Here is a 14795-nt window from a genome sequence, read left to right as displayed (position 1 = left end):
ACACAGCGAAGGGAGGGAGCGGCGTCTCGCTGTACCAGTGGACGCGCCGCCAACCAAGGTGAGTGACCTTCCGCGCCGCGCCGTTGCGCGCTCCGCCAAGCTGGCGGCCCTGCCGATCGGGTTCGCCGGCCGCACCGCTCTCGGTCTCGGAAAGCGGATCGGGGGCAAGTCCGCTGAGATCGTCGCCCAGGAAATCCAGGAACGCACCGCCGAGCAGATCTTCAAGGTTCTCGGAGAGCTCAAGGGCGGGGCGATGAAGCTCGGCCAGGCGCTGTCCATCTTCGAGGCGGCGCTGCCCTCCGAGATCGCCGGCCCCTACCGCGCCACCCTGACCAAACTCCAGGACGCGGCCCCGCCGCTCCCGGCGGCGACCGTGCACAAGGTCCTCGTCGAGCAGCTGGGCGACGACTGGCAGGAGAACTTCCTGTCGTTCGACGACAGACCGGCCGCCGCCGCGTCGATCGGGCAGGTGCACAAGGCGGTCTGGCACGACGGCCGGACGGTCGCGGTCAAGATCCAGTATCCGGGGGCGGGCAAGGCTCTGCTCTCCGACTTCACCCAGCTGTCCCGGCTCGGCAAGCTCTTCGGGGTGCTGTTGCCCGGCCTCGACATCAAGGCCGTCCTGAGCGAGTTGCGCGAGCGGGTGGTCGAGGAGCTCGACTACCTTCGCGAGGCCGAGGCCCAGCACGCCTTCGCCCTGGAGTTCAAGGACGATCCCGACTTCCTGATCCCGGACGTGATCGCCGCCAACGAGCAGGTGCTCGTCTCCGAATGGGTCGACGGCACCCCACTGTCGCGGATCATCACCGACGGCACCCAGGAGGAGCGCGACCGGGCCGGACTCCAGCTCGTCCGTTTCCTGTTCTCCTCGCCCGCGCGGTTGGGCATGCTCCACGCCGACCCCCATCCGGGCAACTTCCGGATCGTCGAGGACGGCCGGATGTGCGTGCTCGACTTCGGCGCGGTCAACCGGATGCCCGACGGATACCCAAAGGTCTTCGGAAAACTGACCCGCATCTTCAACAACGGCGACATGTCGACCGTGGTGCAGGGCCTGCGTGACGAGGGCTTCATCCAGCCGCACATCGAGATCGACCCCGAAGCCCTGCGGGCGTTCCTGGCTCCCTACGTCGAGCCGACCGCCGTGGAGGAGTTCTCGTTCAGCAGGGAGTGGCTCCAGCGGCAGGCCGCCACGGCCACCGACCTGCGTCCCGGCAACGTGGTGCGCCAGCTCAACCTGCCCGCCTCGTACGTCCTCATCCACCGCGTGCACGCGGCGGGGGTCGGCGTCCTCTGCCAGCTCGGCGCCACCGCCCGCTTCCGCGAGGAGGTCATCCGCTGGGTCCCCGGATTCGCCGACGAGGATTCGGGAGAACCCACCCTCACCAGCGCCTGAGGGATGTCTTTCTTCCCCGGCGCCTCTCGAGCCCCTCGGCGCCCGGCGACATTCCCCGCCGTCCCGCGACATCTCTCGGCGCCCCTCGGCGCCCGGCGACCATCCCTCGCCGTCCCACGACGTTCGGCGACATCCCTCGCCGTCCTCCAGCGTCCCGCGACGTCCTTCGGCGTCCCTCGCCGTCCGGCGACATCCCCTGCCGCCCCTCGGTGTCGTTGGGTGTCCCGCGACATCCCTCGACATCCCTCGGCATTCCTGCCCGGCGATGCCCGGTGGCGTCCCGTGGCATGGTGGGCCTGGCGAGACGCTTGAGGGGTGGCCCGCCGGAGCGGGTCACCCCTCGTTCGTCCGTCTCGCTTTTCTCGTCCGTCTCGTTCTTCGATCCGTCTCGCGTGCGACCACGTGTGTCTGTCGTGCGTTCTCCACACGTCGCCGCCGGTTCTTATCGAACAGACACGACAGATCAGACGAGGCGCAGGATCGCGCTCCGCAGGCGCGCCGAGGCACGCTCCGCGTCGCGCTCCGCGCGCTGGAGGCGCTGAAGGCCGGCGGCCCTGCGATGCTCCTCCGCCTCGCGGTGAAGGGTCCGTATTCGGTCACGGACCAGTTCTTCTTGCATAGACGGCAGGTCGAGGCCTCTGGCGGTGAAGTAGCTCATCGGAATGGTCCCTTCGGAAACGTCCGGCTCGTGATGGCTCGGGTTCTCGGTGGTTCGGTGGTGTGCGGTTCTCGGTGGTTCGTGGTTCTCGGCGGTCCGGGCAGCGACCGGATCGTTCAGGCAGCGACCGGGTTCTTGCGGGGACGCCCGCGCGGACGCTTCCGGGGGACGATCGCCCCCCGCAGGACGAGCTCGCCGCCCCAGACGCCCCAGGGCTCCTCGCGCTCCAGCGCGCGGGCCAGGCAGGCCTCACGGATCGGGCAGCCTCCGCAGAGCGCCTTGGCGAACTCCACGTCCTCCGGAGACTCGGCGAACCACAGGTCGGGGTCGGTACGACAGGGGATTGTGGCTTCGTCGATCAGGTCCATGACCGTCTGGGCCCCCATCTGCTTCACCTCTCAGCTAGGTGTTGATCTTCGATTACCTCTTGGGGTGGGGGTCAGGAATGACGCGGACAAACAAGAAGGCCGCGGATCCTGGGTGCGGATCCGCGGCCTGAAGGCTTTTTCCTCGGTCAGGTTATGACCGGAGGATGCCCCCAGGGTTGCGGACCGCGCAGTCCACCGTTTCCGATGTGCTTGGTCGTTGCTGCGTAGCTGTCGCCCACTCGGTTACGAGCAGCCGGAACGTCCGTCGCCGGGAAGGCGATCGGAGCGAACCAACGGCCGGTCTCCACCTGGAGATGGGCAGGGTTGGCCTGCAGAACCAGAGCAGCCGCGCCTCTGGCGAGGATGGTCTGGCTGCCACAAGGCAGAACGGTGTTACGGCGCGCGGAAGTGAGCCCCATCTGGGACGACATCAGAATGTTCCTCACAGCGGACTCACCTCCATTCGTGGATCGTCGGACAGTAGCGTCCGACTTGCTTGACCATGACCCTAAACCCCGGCCCCGGGAGGGGGCAACATATTTTCTACCTGCGACTTTGCGACTATCTCACGCGGATCATCGCCTCCTGCACTACCGACACGGCCAGTTCTCCGGACCGGGTGAACATCTCTCCCTTGGCGAGCCCTCTCGCCGCCCCCGACCACGGCGACTCCTGGGCGTAGAGCATCCACTCGTCCACGCGGAAAGGACGGTGGAACCACATCGCGTGGTCCAGCGAGGCACCGGAGAGGTTCGACGCGCCCCATGCCAGGCCGTGGGTCAGCAGCACGGTGTCGACCAGGGTGAAATCGGAGGCGTAGGCGGCGAGCACCACGTGCAGCAGCGGGTCGTCGGGCAGTTCCGTGTCGTAGCGGAACCACACGTTGGTGTTCGAACCGCGCAGCTCAGGGTCGCGGTAGGCCTCCCAGGTGAGGGGCGTCACGTAGCGGGCGTCCACCGGCCTCGGCCTGGACACCCACTCGCGCAGTGGCGAATCCGTCCCCACGGCCTGGAGCATCCGGTCCTGGAAGAGCGGCAGGCCCTCGGGATCGACCACCTGGGGCATCGTGACCGCCTGGTGCTCGACACCGGTCTCCGTCACGTGGAAGGAGGCCGACATCGTGAATATCGCCTTGCCGTGCTGGACGGCCACCACCCGCCGGGTGGTGAAGGACCGGCCGTCGCGGACCCGCTCGACGTTGTAGACGATCGGGATGGCCGGGTCGCCGGGACGGATGAAGTAGGCGTGCAGCGAGTGGACGTTGCGGTCGTCGGGCACCGTCCGTCCCGCGGCGACCAGTGCCTGGGCGGCCACCTGGCCGCCGAAGACACGCTGGATGCGCTCCTCCGGACTACGCCCTCTGAAGATGTCGAGCTCGATCTGCTCCAGGTCGAGCAGGTCCAGGAGCTCCTTTAACGCCTCGTTCACGCGCCCTCCGTCCGGTTCGCGGCGATACGGCACAGTTCGAGCACCGCCTCGCCATAACGGTCCAGTTTGACGCGTCCGATTCCGGTGATCGCCAGCAGGTCCTGTTCCGAGAGCGGCGCCCGTTCGGCGATGGCTTGGAGGGTGACGTCGGTGAAGATCGCCCACTGGGGGATCTTCTCGTGCTTCGCCACTCCCGTACGCCAGGACTTGAGCGACTCGAGCAGCGACTCGTCGTAGTCGGCGGGGCAGCCGGCGCATCTGCCGAGCTTCTGCTCGGCGGCGGCGGCCAGGGTCTTGCCGCAGACCCGGCAGCTGATCGGAGCGGCGACCTGGCGGCGATCGGCCGCCGCGGCCGGGGCGGCGACGCGGCTTTTCTGCGCGGAGCGGCCGGTGAGCCCGTCCAGGAAGCGGGAGGGTTTGCGGGAACGCCGCCCGCCGGGCGAGCGCGCCAGCGCCCACGACAGCCCCAGGTGGGCGCGGGCGCGGGTGACGCCGACGTACAGGAGGCGGCGCTCCTCCTCGATCTGGTCGAGCGTCTCGGCGTAGATGATCGGCAGCATGCCCTCGGTGACGCCGACGAGGAAGACCGCGTCCCACTCCAGGCCCTTGGCGGCGTGCAGCGAGGCCAGGGTGACGCCCTCGACCGGCGGCGCGTGCTGCTCCCCGGCCCGGCGCTCCAGCTCGGCGACGAAGGCGGGCAGGTCGGCGCCGGTGGCGGCGAGGTCCTCGGCGAGGTCGGCCAGGGCCTTCAGCGACTCCCACTTCTCGCGGGCCTTGCCGCCGCCGGGTGCCTCGGGGGTGAGCCCGATGCCGGACAGGATGTGGTGCACGGTCGAGACGAGCGTGTCGCCGGGTTCGGCCGAGCGGGCGGCACCGCGCAGCAGCACGACCGCCTGGCGGACCTCGGGGCGCTCGAAGAAGCGGTCGGCGCCGCGCAGCACGTACGGCAGACCGGCCTTGGCGAAGGCCTGCTCGTACGCCTCGGACTGGGCGTTGACCCGGAACAGCACGGCGATCTCGCGGGTCGGCACGCCGCCGCCGACGAGCTTCTTCACCGCCCGCGCCACGCCCTCCGCCTCGGCGGTCTCGTCGTCGTACTCGGTGAAGACCGGTTCGGGGCCGTCCGGGCGCTGGGCGATCAGGGCGAGCTTGTGCGGGGTCCGCGCCCTGTCGAGCACCCGGTTGGCCAGGGAGACGACCTGGGGGGTGGAGCGGTAGTCGCGGACCAGCTTGATCACGGTGGCGTTGGGGTGCTCGACCGAGAAGCCGGTCAGGTAGCGGGGGGTGGCGCCGGTGAAGGAGTAGATCGTCTGGTTGGGGTCGCCGACCACGCACAGGTCGTCGCGCCCGCCGAGCCAGGTGTCGAGCAGCAGCTTCTGCAGCGGGTTGACGTCCTGGTACTCGTCGACCACGAAGTAGCGGTACTGCTGGCGGATCTGGGAGGCCACCTCGCGGTGCTCGGTCATCACGGCCGCGGTGAGCTCCAGGATGGTCTCGAAGTCGACCAGGTGCCGCTCGCGGCGGAGGTTCTCGTAGGCCTCGTAGAGCCGGAAGACCTCCTCGGGGGGCACGGGCGAGGTGCGGCCCGCCTTCCTGGCGGCCTCCGCGTAGTCCTCGGGGGCGATCTGGGTGACCTTGGCCCATTCGATCTCGGAGGCGATGTCGCGCAGTTCGGAGCGGTCCTGGTTCTTGCGCAGGGAGCGGCAGGCGTCGATCAGCAGCGGCAGCTTCGACTCGATCACCCTGGGCGGGTCGCCACCGATGACGCGCGGCCAGAAGTAGGTGAGCTGGCGCAGCGCGGCGGCGTGGAAGGTGCGCGCCTGCACGCCCGGCGTACCGAGCTGCCGCAGCCGCTGCCTGAGCTCACCGGCCGCGCGTGTGGTGAACGTCACCGCCAGCACGCCCTGGGCGTCGACCACCCCGCTGTGGACCGCGTGCGCGATGCGGTGGGTGATGGCGCGGGTCTTGCCCGTCCCGGCTCCGGCGAGGACGCAGACCGGCCCCCGGACGGCTTCGGCCACCTCACGCTGCTCGGGATCCAGTGCCGCCAGAACGTCGTCGGGCCCCACGGAGCCTCCTTACACGCAGTCGAACACACGCGGTCGAACGGACCGGGCGGCAACATCCTCCCAGTCACCGACCAAGCATCAGTCATTCTGGCAACTCGCCGCCGTCAACCTATGTGGTTCGCCGAGATGCACAAAGCGGCCTTTTTACTCCACAATGGGGGCCGAACGATTCCGGGGAAGGAAGAGGCCCGTGCGAACTGGGGTAACCGTGGGTGCGCTCGCCCTGGCGGCGGCGATGGTCGGACCCGCGGTGGTGTACACGACCGCGCATGCCCACGCGATCTCGACTCCAGCCCAGCCCAGCGGTACGCCCAGCCCGGCGAAGGCCGGCACCGGGGGGACCGCCGACACGGCCGGGACCGGTACCGGGAGGGCTTCCGGTACGGAGAGGTCCGGAGCGGACAGGGCGGACACCGGCAGGTACGGCATGGCGAGGGCCAGCGTGGGAGTGGCCAGCGTGGGAGTGGCCGGCGTCGGCAGGGCCGGTGTCAGCAGGACCGGTGCCGGCAGGACCGCCACGGACGCGGCCGAGACCAGGGCCGCCGGAGCCGGCGCGGCCGAGACCAGGAAGGCCGGCGCGGGGAAGGCCGTTACTTCTCCTTCGAAGAGCGGCACGGGAAGGACCGGCGAGGGCAACCCGACACCCCCTCCGGTGGCGGAGCCCGACCCGTTGGCCCAGGGCACCGTCGTCAACACCGTCGCGTACGGCCCGCACGTTCGCCAGCGCATGGACGTCTGGTACCAGACCGACGAGCTGAAGCGGCCCGGCGTCTTCCTGATCCACGGCGGCTGGTGGTCGTCGGGTGACAAGAAGTACATGACCGAGGTAAGCCGGAGCTACGCCGAGCAGGGCTACGTCGTCTTCAACATCAACTACCGCCTCTCCACCGACGCCTCCTGGCCGGCCCAGCGCACCGACACCCTCGACGCGATCGCCACCGCGCGGCGGCACGCGGCGCTGTGGTCCTTCGACCCGAAAAACTACGTGATCGTCGGCTTCTCCGCCGGAGGCCACCTGGCCGGTGCGGCGGGCACCTACAAGAGCCGCCTGCCCGGCCTGCGCGGCGTGGTCGGCATCTCCCCGGTGATCTCCCCGCTCACGGCGTACACCGAGGGCACCGACACCTTCGACCTGGAGAAGCGCAAGCTGCGCGAGTCGGCCATCAAGCTCGCCGGAGGCTGTGAGCCCACCGGCAAGTGCGCCCGGGTATGGGCGAGCATGGAGGTCCCCTGGCACGCGAGCCGCGGTGACGCGCCCATGCTGGTCGTGCACTCGGAGGACGAGTTCGTGTCGCCGGAGCACGGCAAGCAGCTCAAGGAGCACCTGCGCCAGGTCGGCGTGCCGGTGACGATCGTCACCGAGCCCGGCATCGAGCACAGCGCGCCTCTTTACCGGCTGCCCGGCGTGGCGGAACGGGTTCAGCAGTGGGTCGCGGAGAAGCTGCTCTCATCGGGAAGATGAACGGCCCTCGCCTTGTTGCCAATGGCGCCGGACATCACATGAGGGGATTTCTCACGACATGGCGCTGACTGTGTACACCACAACCTGGTGCGGCCCCTGCAAGCGACTGAAGAGCCAGCTCAGCCGCGAGGGGATCTCCTACAACGAGATCGACATCGAGAGCAACCCGGACGCCGCCACGTTCGTCATGAGCGTCAACAACGGTAACCAGGTCGTACCCACCGTCGTTGTCGACTCCCCCACCGGCCGGATCGTCAGGACCAACCCCTCGGTGATCGAAGTCAAGCGCATCCTGGCGGGCGCGAGCGTGTAGCCGCTCCCCCGCGACGCCCGAGCCCCGGTTCCGCTTCCACGGACACCGGGGCTCCCGTCTGCCGGGACGGCCTCCATCCGGACGATCTCCCCCGGACGATCTCCCCCGGACGGCCTCGCTCAGGACGGCCCGCCGGCCGCCGGTCGGTGACGAGGCCTTTCCGCGGCGGGCGGGGTCACCAGCCGCCGGTCAGCGGTTCGCCGTACCAGGTCTCGATGAGCCTGCGGGCGATCGACACCTCGGACGGCAGGCGCACCTCGCCGCTCTCCGTCGCGGCCAGTAGCTCGGCGCGGCTGAACCAGTGGGCCTCGGCGATCTCCTCGGGGTCGAGGACGAACTCCGTCGACGTGGCCCGCGCGAAGAAGCCGAGCATCAGGCTGCGCGGGAACGGCCAGGGCTGGCTGCCCATGTAGCGGGGCTCGGCGACGCGCACACCGACCTCCTCGGCCACCTCGCGCGCCACGGCGTGCTCCAGCGACTCGCCCGGCTCGACGAACCCGGCCAGCACCGAAAGCCGCCCCTCCGGCCACTGCGGTCCCCTGGCCAGCAGGCACCTGTCATCGTCGTCGTGGATCAGCATGATCACCGCGGGATCGACCCGGGGGAAGTGCTGGCTGCCGTCCTTGGGGCAGACGCGCACGTGCCCGCCCGCGCGCACCTCGGTGCCGCTCCCGCACCGGGGGCAGAACTCGTGGGTGGAATGCCAGGCGTCCAGGGCGACCGCGTACACCAGCAGCCCGGCGTCCAGGTCGCCCAGCAACGACCCCACCTGCCGGAGCCCCGCGGTGAGGGTCTGGTCCTCCGCCGGCTCCGAGGGCGCCAGCGGGGAGAGGATCCGGTTGAAGGAACCGTTGTGGACGCTGTCGGCCAGCGGAGCGGCCACGGCGAAGTAGGCGACGCCCTCGGCGTCGACACCGAGCAGGTAGCGCTCCCCCTCCGGCGCGTCGGCCGTGGGCAGCAGGACCAGTTTGACCTCTCCGCCACTGCGCCGGACCAGCGCCTGCCCGTCGTCGACGACCACGACCCTGGTCGCGGCGTCCGCCCAGGTCCTTTCGAGCCATTCGGCGTCGCCGCGAAGCATCGCCGACCGGTCGATGGCACTGCGCGCGAGCAGCAGCGGCCCCAACAGTCCTTCTTGTGCCGTGATCTCCACGCTGTTCCGCCTCCCCAACCGAGTGCACATACTATGTCGCCGGGCGGGGCCCTCTCCGCCCTTCCCGGCGTACGGGCGGGAGCGGGCGGTACGCGTTCCAGCACATCACCGGCTTTTCCCTCCTCCCTCTCTCCGTCCCCGCTTCCCGCGGTCCGGGGTTCCCCGGGCTCTCACGGCTTCTTCCGGGCTCCTCCGGCACGAGCCCGAGGTGCGGCCGGGGATCCAGGGACGGGAACACGACGCGGGCGCGGGCACCGGGACCTCTCTCCCGATACCCGCGCCTCTCGTGGCACGCTCCACCCGGCCGTCCCCGTGGCGCCGAGCCGTCAGCTCGCGAACACGATCACGTTGTCACGGTAGCTGCGCCGCTCGCGGTCGAAGGTCCCGCCGCAGGTGATGAGCCTCAGCTCGGCTCCCTTGGCGGAGCCGTACACCTGCCTGTCGGGGATCCGGCTCTTCGGGAAGCGGGCCAGGCGCCGGACGGTGAACGTCACCGTGCTTCCGTCGGCCCTGTCGACGTGGACGCGGTGTCCCGGGCGGAGTTTCCCGAGCCGGTGGAAGACAGCGGGTCCCGTCCTGGAGTCCACGTGCCCGGCGATGACCGCCGCACCGGCCTCGCCGGGCTCGGGACCGGCCTTGTTCCAGCCCACCCTGTCGAAGCGCACCGGAGCGACCAGCTTGTTCCTCGCGTCCAGTTTCAGCGCGATCACCGAGGTGGAGACCCCGATCGCCGGGACGCGGAGCCGCACCGGGTTGGCGACCTCACCCCTGGCCGGAGGTCGTACGACCTGGGCGGCGGTGAAGACCGTGGAAGCTTCGGGGGCCGTGGAAGCCGTGGAGGCTTCGGAGACCGTGGAGGCTGTTGAGGCGCTGTGCGCGGCGACCTCGGTGGAGCACGCGGTCATGACCACGAGGGCGGAGAGAGTGGAGAGAGCGGCCACGAGGGCACCGGGAGTCCGCACGGTCAGCTCCCCGAGGTGAATCGGCGGCTGAACCAGAAGCCGCCGCCCGCCAGCAGCCCGGCACCGGCCAGTCCCGCCGGCACCCAGAGCGGCACGCCCTCCTTCTCGGCCGTCCCGCCGAACCCGGTCTCCACCCCACCGGCCGGAGCCCGGTCGTCGTCATCGTCATCGCGCGACGCACCACCCTGGCCCGTGTCCACCCCACCCGCGGGCGCCCGGTCGTCGTCGTCATCGTCATCGCGCGACGCACCACCCTGGCCCGTGTCCACCCCACCCGCGGGCGCCCGGTCGTCGTCGTCATCGTCATCGCGCGACGCACCACCCTGGCCCGTGTCCACCCCACCCGCGGGCGCCCGGTCGTCGTCGTCATCGTCATCGCGCGACGCACCACCCTGGCCCGTGTCCACCCCACCCGCGGGCGCCCGGTCGTCGTCATCGTCATCGCGCGACGTGCTGCCCTGGCCGGTTTCCACGCCGCCCCGGGGGAGGTCGTCGTCCCGGTCGTCGGCGGGTCCGGCTCGCCGGTCGTCCTTGTCGTCGCCGTCATCGCCGTCATCGCCGTCATCGCCGCCGTCGCGGTCATCCCGGTCATCCCGGTCGTCGTCACCACCGTCGTCGTCATCACCGCCTCTGTCGTCATCGTCATCGTCATCGTCGTCGTCCGCGACGTTGGCAACCGCCGTGGGCGGAGCCGGGAACGCGGATGCCTGGGCCGCCGGAATACCGGCGAGGACGCCGGTGGTCCCGAGTCCGAGAGTGATCGCGATGGCGAGCAGGGTCCGCCGTAGTACCAGGCTCATCTGGCCCTCCTGAAAGTCGTTCCGCACCTTCTGTTCGGATGACTCCAGATTTCCGGTGGCCGGTGGACCCATCATGAGCGCGGGATGAGAGGACTCTCACCGGACCCGCAGGCGGTAGCCGGACCCCCTGACGGTCTCGATTCGCTGGTTTCCCAGCTTGCGGCGCAGGTAGCGGACGTAGACGTCCACCACGTTCGAGCCGGGGTCGAAGTCGAAACCCCACACGTGGCTGAGCAGCTGCTGGCGGGTGAGAACCTGGTCGGGGTGGCGGCAGAAGATCTCCGCGAGGGCGAACTCGCGGGTGGACAGGTCGACGGAGTGCTCGCCCACGTGAGCCCGCCTGGTCCGCAGGTCCAGGGCGAGGTCGCCGACGCGCAGGACGGTCGTCTCCGGGACGCGCTCAGGGCGCAGGCGGAGCCGTACCCGTGCCAGCAGTTCCTCGAAGGAGAAGGGCTTGGCGAGGTAGTCGTCGGCCCCGCCCTCAAGACCCGCGACGGTGTCGGCGACGCTGTCGCGGGCGGTGAGGATGATCACGGGGATGGTCGCCATCTCCTGCCGGAGCCGTCGCAGGACCGTGAAGCCGTCGCTCAGCGGAAGCCCGATGTCCAGGATCATCAGGTCGAAGCGACCGGCACGGGCGTACTCGTACGCCGCGACACCGTCCGCGACGACGGTGGTCGTGAACCCGTTGCCTCTCAGGCCCTTCTCCAGGAAGGACGCGATCCGGCCCTCGTCCTCGGCTATCAGGATGCGGTTCACCCTCGGCTCCTCCCTCGGGGGACTGTCACGGTCGCGCCTTCCACACCGTGCGGCGTGGAAGGACATCGGGAGTTCTCCTCGTACGGGGACATCAGTGCTCGTACGAGAGCGTCACGGGGATCTCCTCGTACGGGAAGGAGATCAGGAAGAGCGCCCCGCCCTCGTCGGCCGCGCGGACCCGCGCGGTGCCCCGGTGCGCCTCGGCGATGGAGCGGACGATGGCGAGACCGAGCCCCGCGCCGTCGTGCGACCCGGTGCGGCTCGCACCTCGGACGAAGCGGTTGAAGATCCGTTCGCGATCCTGGGCGGGCACGCCGGGACCGGTGTCGCGCACCCACAGTTCCACCCTGCCCTCCCGTACGGCGGAACCGACCGCGATCAGGTCGCCTGGACCGGTGTGCCGCACGGCGTTCGCCACGAGCTGGATCAGCGCCTGGGTGAGGCGCTGCCGGTCGGCCGTGACCTGTTCCTCGGCCACCTCGTCCACCCGCCAGCGACGCTCTCCCAGGGCGCGGGCCTTGGCCACGACCTCGACGGTGAGATCGGCGAGCTCGACCTCCCCAAGGGTGAGGAAGCCCGGCTGCTCCGACCTGGCGAGCATGATCAGATCGTCGACGATCCTGTTCATCCGCCCCAGCTCGTCTGTGACCAGGGCCAGGGTGGCGGCCCGCTCCTCGGGATCGTCGCCCATGAGTTCGAGGTGGCCGCGGACGACCGTGATCGGGGTGCGCAGCTCGTGCCCGGCGTCGTCGAGGAAGTCGCGCTGCACGGCGAAGGCGCGTTCCAGCCGGTCGAGCATGTGGTTGAAGGTCGCGGCCAGCGCCGAGACGTCGTCGTCGCCGGAGACGGTGAGGCGCCGGCTGAGATCGCCGGAGCCGCCGATCCGCTCCGCCGTCCGGCGGACCAGCCGCACGGGGGCGAGGACCCTTCCCGCGACGAACCATCCACCCGCCCCGGCCAGGAGGAGCGCCGCCAGCGCGGTGAGGCCGAGCACACGCACCGCCTCGACGACCTCGCGGCGTTCGAGGTCGTAGAAGACGATGGCCACGAAGGCGCCCTCGACCTCGCCGTCGGCGATCACGGGTGCGACCGCCCAGCGGACGAGCCCCGCCGTGCTGGGAGCCCAGTCCCAGGTGGGTTCGGTCGCGGCGGCCATCCGCGCCACCAGCGCCCGGTCGGTGTCCAGCACGGCCGGGGGTTCCGCGTACGTACGCCAGCGGACCTTCCCGTCGAGGATCACGAAGAAGGTCTCGTGGCGGTCGGGCGCGTTGATCTTCAGGTACTCCTCGAGCAGCGCCGGCGGGGAGGCGGTCGAGTTCTTCGCGTACCAGTGGAGTTTCTCCACCTCGTTGGCCAGCTCGGCGTTCACCCGGTCTTCGAGCCTGACCAGCAGGATGGTCCAGGTGGCGAACACCGAGACGCTCAGGGCGAGGGCGACGACCGCGAGCGTCCAACCCACGATGCGGGTCCGTGCGCTCACCGCCCGGCCGTCGCCTCTGCCGCCGCCGTTCCGGCCGTCCCCGTTCCGGCCGCCGTCCCAGTCGTCCCCGTCCCAGCCGCAGTCGTGGCCTCAGTCGTCCCCGGCTCCGTCTCAGCCGCAGTCTCAGTCGTCGCCGTCATCGCCGTCATCGCCGCCGTCGTCGTCGCCACCGTCGTCGTCTCCCCCGCCTCGCGGTGGCGGTGGGGGCTGCACCCGTTCGGCCCGCTCCCTTCCGGCCAGGCGGGACGCGCCGGGCTCGCCGGAGGTCGCGGATCCCGGGGGCGTCCGGTCGTCCCGCGCCTCCGGGTCGCCGGGTGCCCCGGAGCCGTCCGAGGCTCCCGGGCCGGCCGGTGCCGTGGAGTCTCCGGGGGGCCGCGGCTGCGCGGTGCCCGTCTCGGCCGTCTCCCCGCCCCGTTCCCTGTCGACCACGACGGCCTCCCCGAGGCTGCCCGGACTGCCTTGGACCAGCACCACGACCGCGAACATCGCGACCGCGGTGACGAGTATCCCGATCACCATGCTGACGGTTGACGTCCTGCGGCTCATGGCGTCCACGCTAGGCGCCGCCATAGGAGATCAGGCTGGGATGGAGATGAGAAGACTCTCATCATCGGACGACACGGACATGTACTGTCAATAGGCCGATCGCCTCCGCGTGCTGATCGGCCTCAGGCTAGGATCGCCGAGTTAGGTTAGCCTTGCCTGATATCGGGGGTCCCTGCATTGCGGCTGTACCTCACCGCGCTCAAGCCGACCGACTCGGTCACCGACGGCTTCCTCCCGGCGGCACGCGCGCTCGGCTGTGAGGTCACGATCCTCACCGACCGCCCCGAGCGGTACCGCGACTCCGGGGCGGAGGTGCTCCGCTGCGACGTGCGCGACGCGCGGGCCGTGATCGACGCCGTCGCGCACCACCGCGTCCCGGACGCGATCTTCTCGAACTCCGACCACATCCAGGCGGAGACGGCGCTGGCCGCCGCCTACTTCGGTCTTCCCGGCAAGGACTGGCGGGCCTGCGTCGACACCAAGAACAAGGCGCTCACCCGGCGGCGACTGGCCGCCGCCGGAGTCGAGACCGTTCGCTCCGCGCGGCTGGCACCGGCCGACCCACCGCCCGCCGGCATGCCGTTCCCCGCGGTCGTGAAGCCGCGCGAGGGCGTGGCCAGCGAGGACGTCGTGCTGGTCCGCGACGCGGGCGAGCTCGCGACGGCCGTCGCGGCCATCCGGGACAGGCGGCCGGGAGAGACACTGGTCGTGGAGGAGTATCTCGACGGGCCGCTGCACACGATGGAGACCCTCGGCGACGGCGAGCGGATCAGGGTGCTCGGCGGTTTCCGCACCACCCTGGGACCGCTGCCGCACTTCGTGGAGGAAAGGCTCGACTGGGAGCCGCCTCCCGGCAGGGACCACGTGCTGCGGGCGCTGGAGGCGCTGCGGGTGGGGTTCGGGGCCTGCCACACCGAGTACGTGATGACCCCGGCCGGGCCGCGGATCGTCGAGGTCAACTACCGGGTCATCGGCGACCACTGCGACTTCCTGCTGGCGAGCATGCTGGACGTGCCCCTGTTCGAACTCGTTCTCAGCGTGCATCTCGGGGCCGAACCGAAGCTCCCCGATCGGACGGAGGGGCACGCGACCGCGCTGAGCGTGGTCGCCGACCGCCCGGGGACCGTGGTGAGGTCTCCCGGAACGATCGTCCCCGCGCCCGGCGATCCGGTCCGGATCTGGCACCGGCCGCTGCGCGCCGTGGGTGACCGGATCGACCTGAGCAACACCAACCGCGACTACATGGGCATCGTCCGCGCGATCGGGCCCGACCGGGCACGCGTTGACGCGGCCGTCGCGGCCTTCACCGCGGAGAACCCGTGGGTGATCGCATGAGCCGGGAGCCCACGGACGACCGCGTGGACCGGAGTTCCACGGGCGACCGCGTGACCCGGGGACCCG

General features: G+C 70.6%; 14 protein-coding genes. 4 read left to right on the top strand and 10 right to left on the bottom strand.

Annotation, left to right across the window (positions count from 1 at the left end; genetic code table 11):
- The first annotated feature begins 58 nt into the window (after positions 1–58).
- The gene (locus ACTOQ1_RS18195) at positions 59–1396 is read left to right on the top strand and encodes an ABC1 kinase family protein (RefSeq protein WP_440068566.1); all 1338 of its coding nucleotides are present in this window, start codon (positions 59–61) and stop codon (positions 1394–1396) included.
- 463 nt (positions 1397–1859) lie between these two features.
- On the opposite strand, the gene ACTOQ1_RS18190 is transcribed toward ACTOQ1_RS18195, so the two are convergent.
- From ACTOQ1_RS18190 to ACTOQ1_RS18175, 4 genes are all read right to left on the bottom strand, one after another.
- The gene (locus tag ACTOQ1_RS18190; protein ID WP_440068564.1) at positions 1860–2054 is read right to left on the bottom strand and encodes a hypothetical protein; all 195 of its coding nucleotides are present in this window, start codon (positions 2052–2054) and stop codon (positions 1860–1862) included.
- A 116-nt stretch (positions 2055–2170) separates the two neighbouring features.
- On the bottom strand, positions 2171–2440 hold the full coding sequence (locus tag ACTOQ1_RS18185) for a WhiB family transcriptional regulator (protein ID WP_329085648.1): 270 nt from the start codon (positions 2438–2440) through the stop codon (positions 2171–2173).
- Between the two features lie 543 nt (positions 2441–2983).
- Positions 2984–3850, bottom strand: coding sequence for an acyl-CoA thioesterase II (gene tesB / locus ACTOQ1_RS18180; RefSeq protein ID WP_440068562.1), 867 nt, complete (start codon positions 3848–3850; stop codon positions 2984–2986).
- A complete protein-coding gene (locus ACTOQ1_RS18175) occupies positions 3847–5919 on the bottom strand; it encodes an ATP-dependent DNA helicase UvrD2 (protein WP_440068560.1) in 2073 nt (690 codons plus the stop codon). The genes tesB and ACTOQ1_RS18175 overlap by 4 nt, the downstream gene beginning before the upstream one ends.
- A gap of 190 nt (positions 5920–6109) precedes the next feature.
- Between ACTOQ1_RS18175 and ACTOQ1_RS18170 the strand changes: the two genes are divergently transcribed.
- Positions 6110–7381 carry an alpha/beta hydrolase fold domain-containing protein gene (locus ACTOQ1_RS18170; protein ID WP_440068558.1) on the top strand — a complete coding sequence of 424 codons (1272 nt, stop codon included), beginning with the start codon at positions 6110–6112 and terminating at the stop codon, positions 7379–7381.
- A gap of 58 nt (positions 7382–7439) precedes the next feature.
- Positions 7440–7694, top strand: a complete 255-nt coding sequence (locus ACTOQ1_RS18165; protein WP_440068556.1) for a glutaredoxin domain-containing protein — start codon at positions 7440–7442, stop codon at positions 7692–7694.
- Positions 7695–7869: 175 nt separating this feature from the next.
- Here the strand turns inward: ACTOQ1_RS18165 and nudC are convergent, their stop codons facing one another.
- The 6 genes from nudC to ACTOQ1_RS18135 all read right to left on the bottom strand — a co-directional run bounded on the left by nudC (position 7870) and on the right by ACTOQ1_RS18135 (position 13394).
- Complete coding sequence (gene nudC, locus ACTOQ1_RS18160; protein WP_440068554.1) at positions 7870–8847, bottom strand: NAD(+) diphosphatase; 978 nt, start codon at positions 8845–8847, stop codon at positions 7870–7872.
- A 326-nt stretch (positions 8848–9173) separates the two neighbouring features.
- The gene (locus tag ACTOQ1_RS18155; RefSeq protein WP_440068552.1) at positions 9174–9809 is read right to left on the bottom strand and encodes a class F sortase; all 636 of its coding nucleotides are present in this window, start codon (positions 9807–9809) and stop codon (positions 9174–9176) included.
- A 2-nt stretch (positions 9810–9811) separates the two neighbouring features.
- On the bottom strand, positions 9812–10609 hold the full coding sequence (locus ACTOQ1_RS18150; RefSeq protein ID WP_440068551.1) for a hypothetical protein: 798 nt from the start codon (positions 10607–10609) through the stop codon (positions 9812–9814).
- A 96-nt stretch (positions 10610–10705) separates the two neighbouring features.
- Positions 10706–11368, bottom strand: coding sequence for a response regulator transcription factor (locus ACTOQ1_RS18145; protein WP_440068550.1), 663 nt, complete (start codon positions 11366–11368; stop codon positions 10706–10708).
- Between the two features lie 91 nt (positions 11369–11459).
- Positions 11460–12848 carry a sensor histidine kinase gene (locus ACTOQ1_RS18140; RefSeq protein WP_440068548.1) on the bottom strand — a complete coding sequence of 463 codons (1389 nt, stop codon included), beginning with the start codon at positions 12846–12848 and terminating at the stop codon, positions 11460–11462.
- A 123-nt stretch (positions 12849–12971) separates the two neighbouring features.
- The gene (locus tag ACTOQ1_RS18135; RefSeq protein ID WP_440068546.1) at positions 12972–13394 is read right to left on the bottom strand and encodes a hypothetical protein; all 423 of its coding nucleotides are present in this window, start codon (positions 13392–13394) and stop codon (positions 12972–12974) included.
- A gap of 177 nt (positions 13395–13571) precedes the next feature.
- Between ACTOQ1_RS18135 and ACTOQ1_RS18130 the strand changes: the two genes are divergently transcribed.
- Complete coding sequence (locus tag ACTOQ1_RS18130; protein WP_440068544.1) at positions 13572–14729, top strand: ATP-grasp domain-containing protein; 1158 nt, start codon at positions 13572–13574, stop codon at positions 14727–14729.
- Positions 14730–14795: the final 66 nt, after the last annotated feature.

The organism is Streptosporangium sp. OZ121 (assembly GCF_051918885.1).
Lineage (GTDB): Bacteria > Actinomycetota > Actinomycetes > Streptosporangiales > Streptosporangiaceae > Streptosporangium.
Note: the sequence above shows the minus strand (reverse complement) of the source record. Positions and strands in the feature narration are given on the sequence as shown.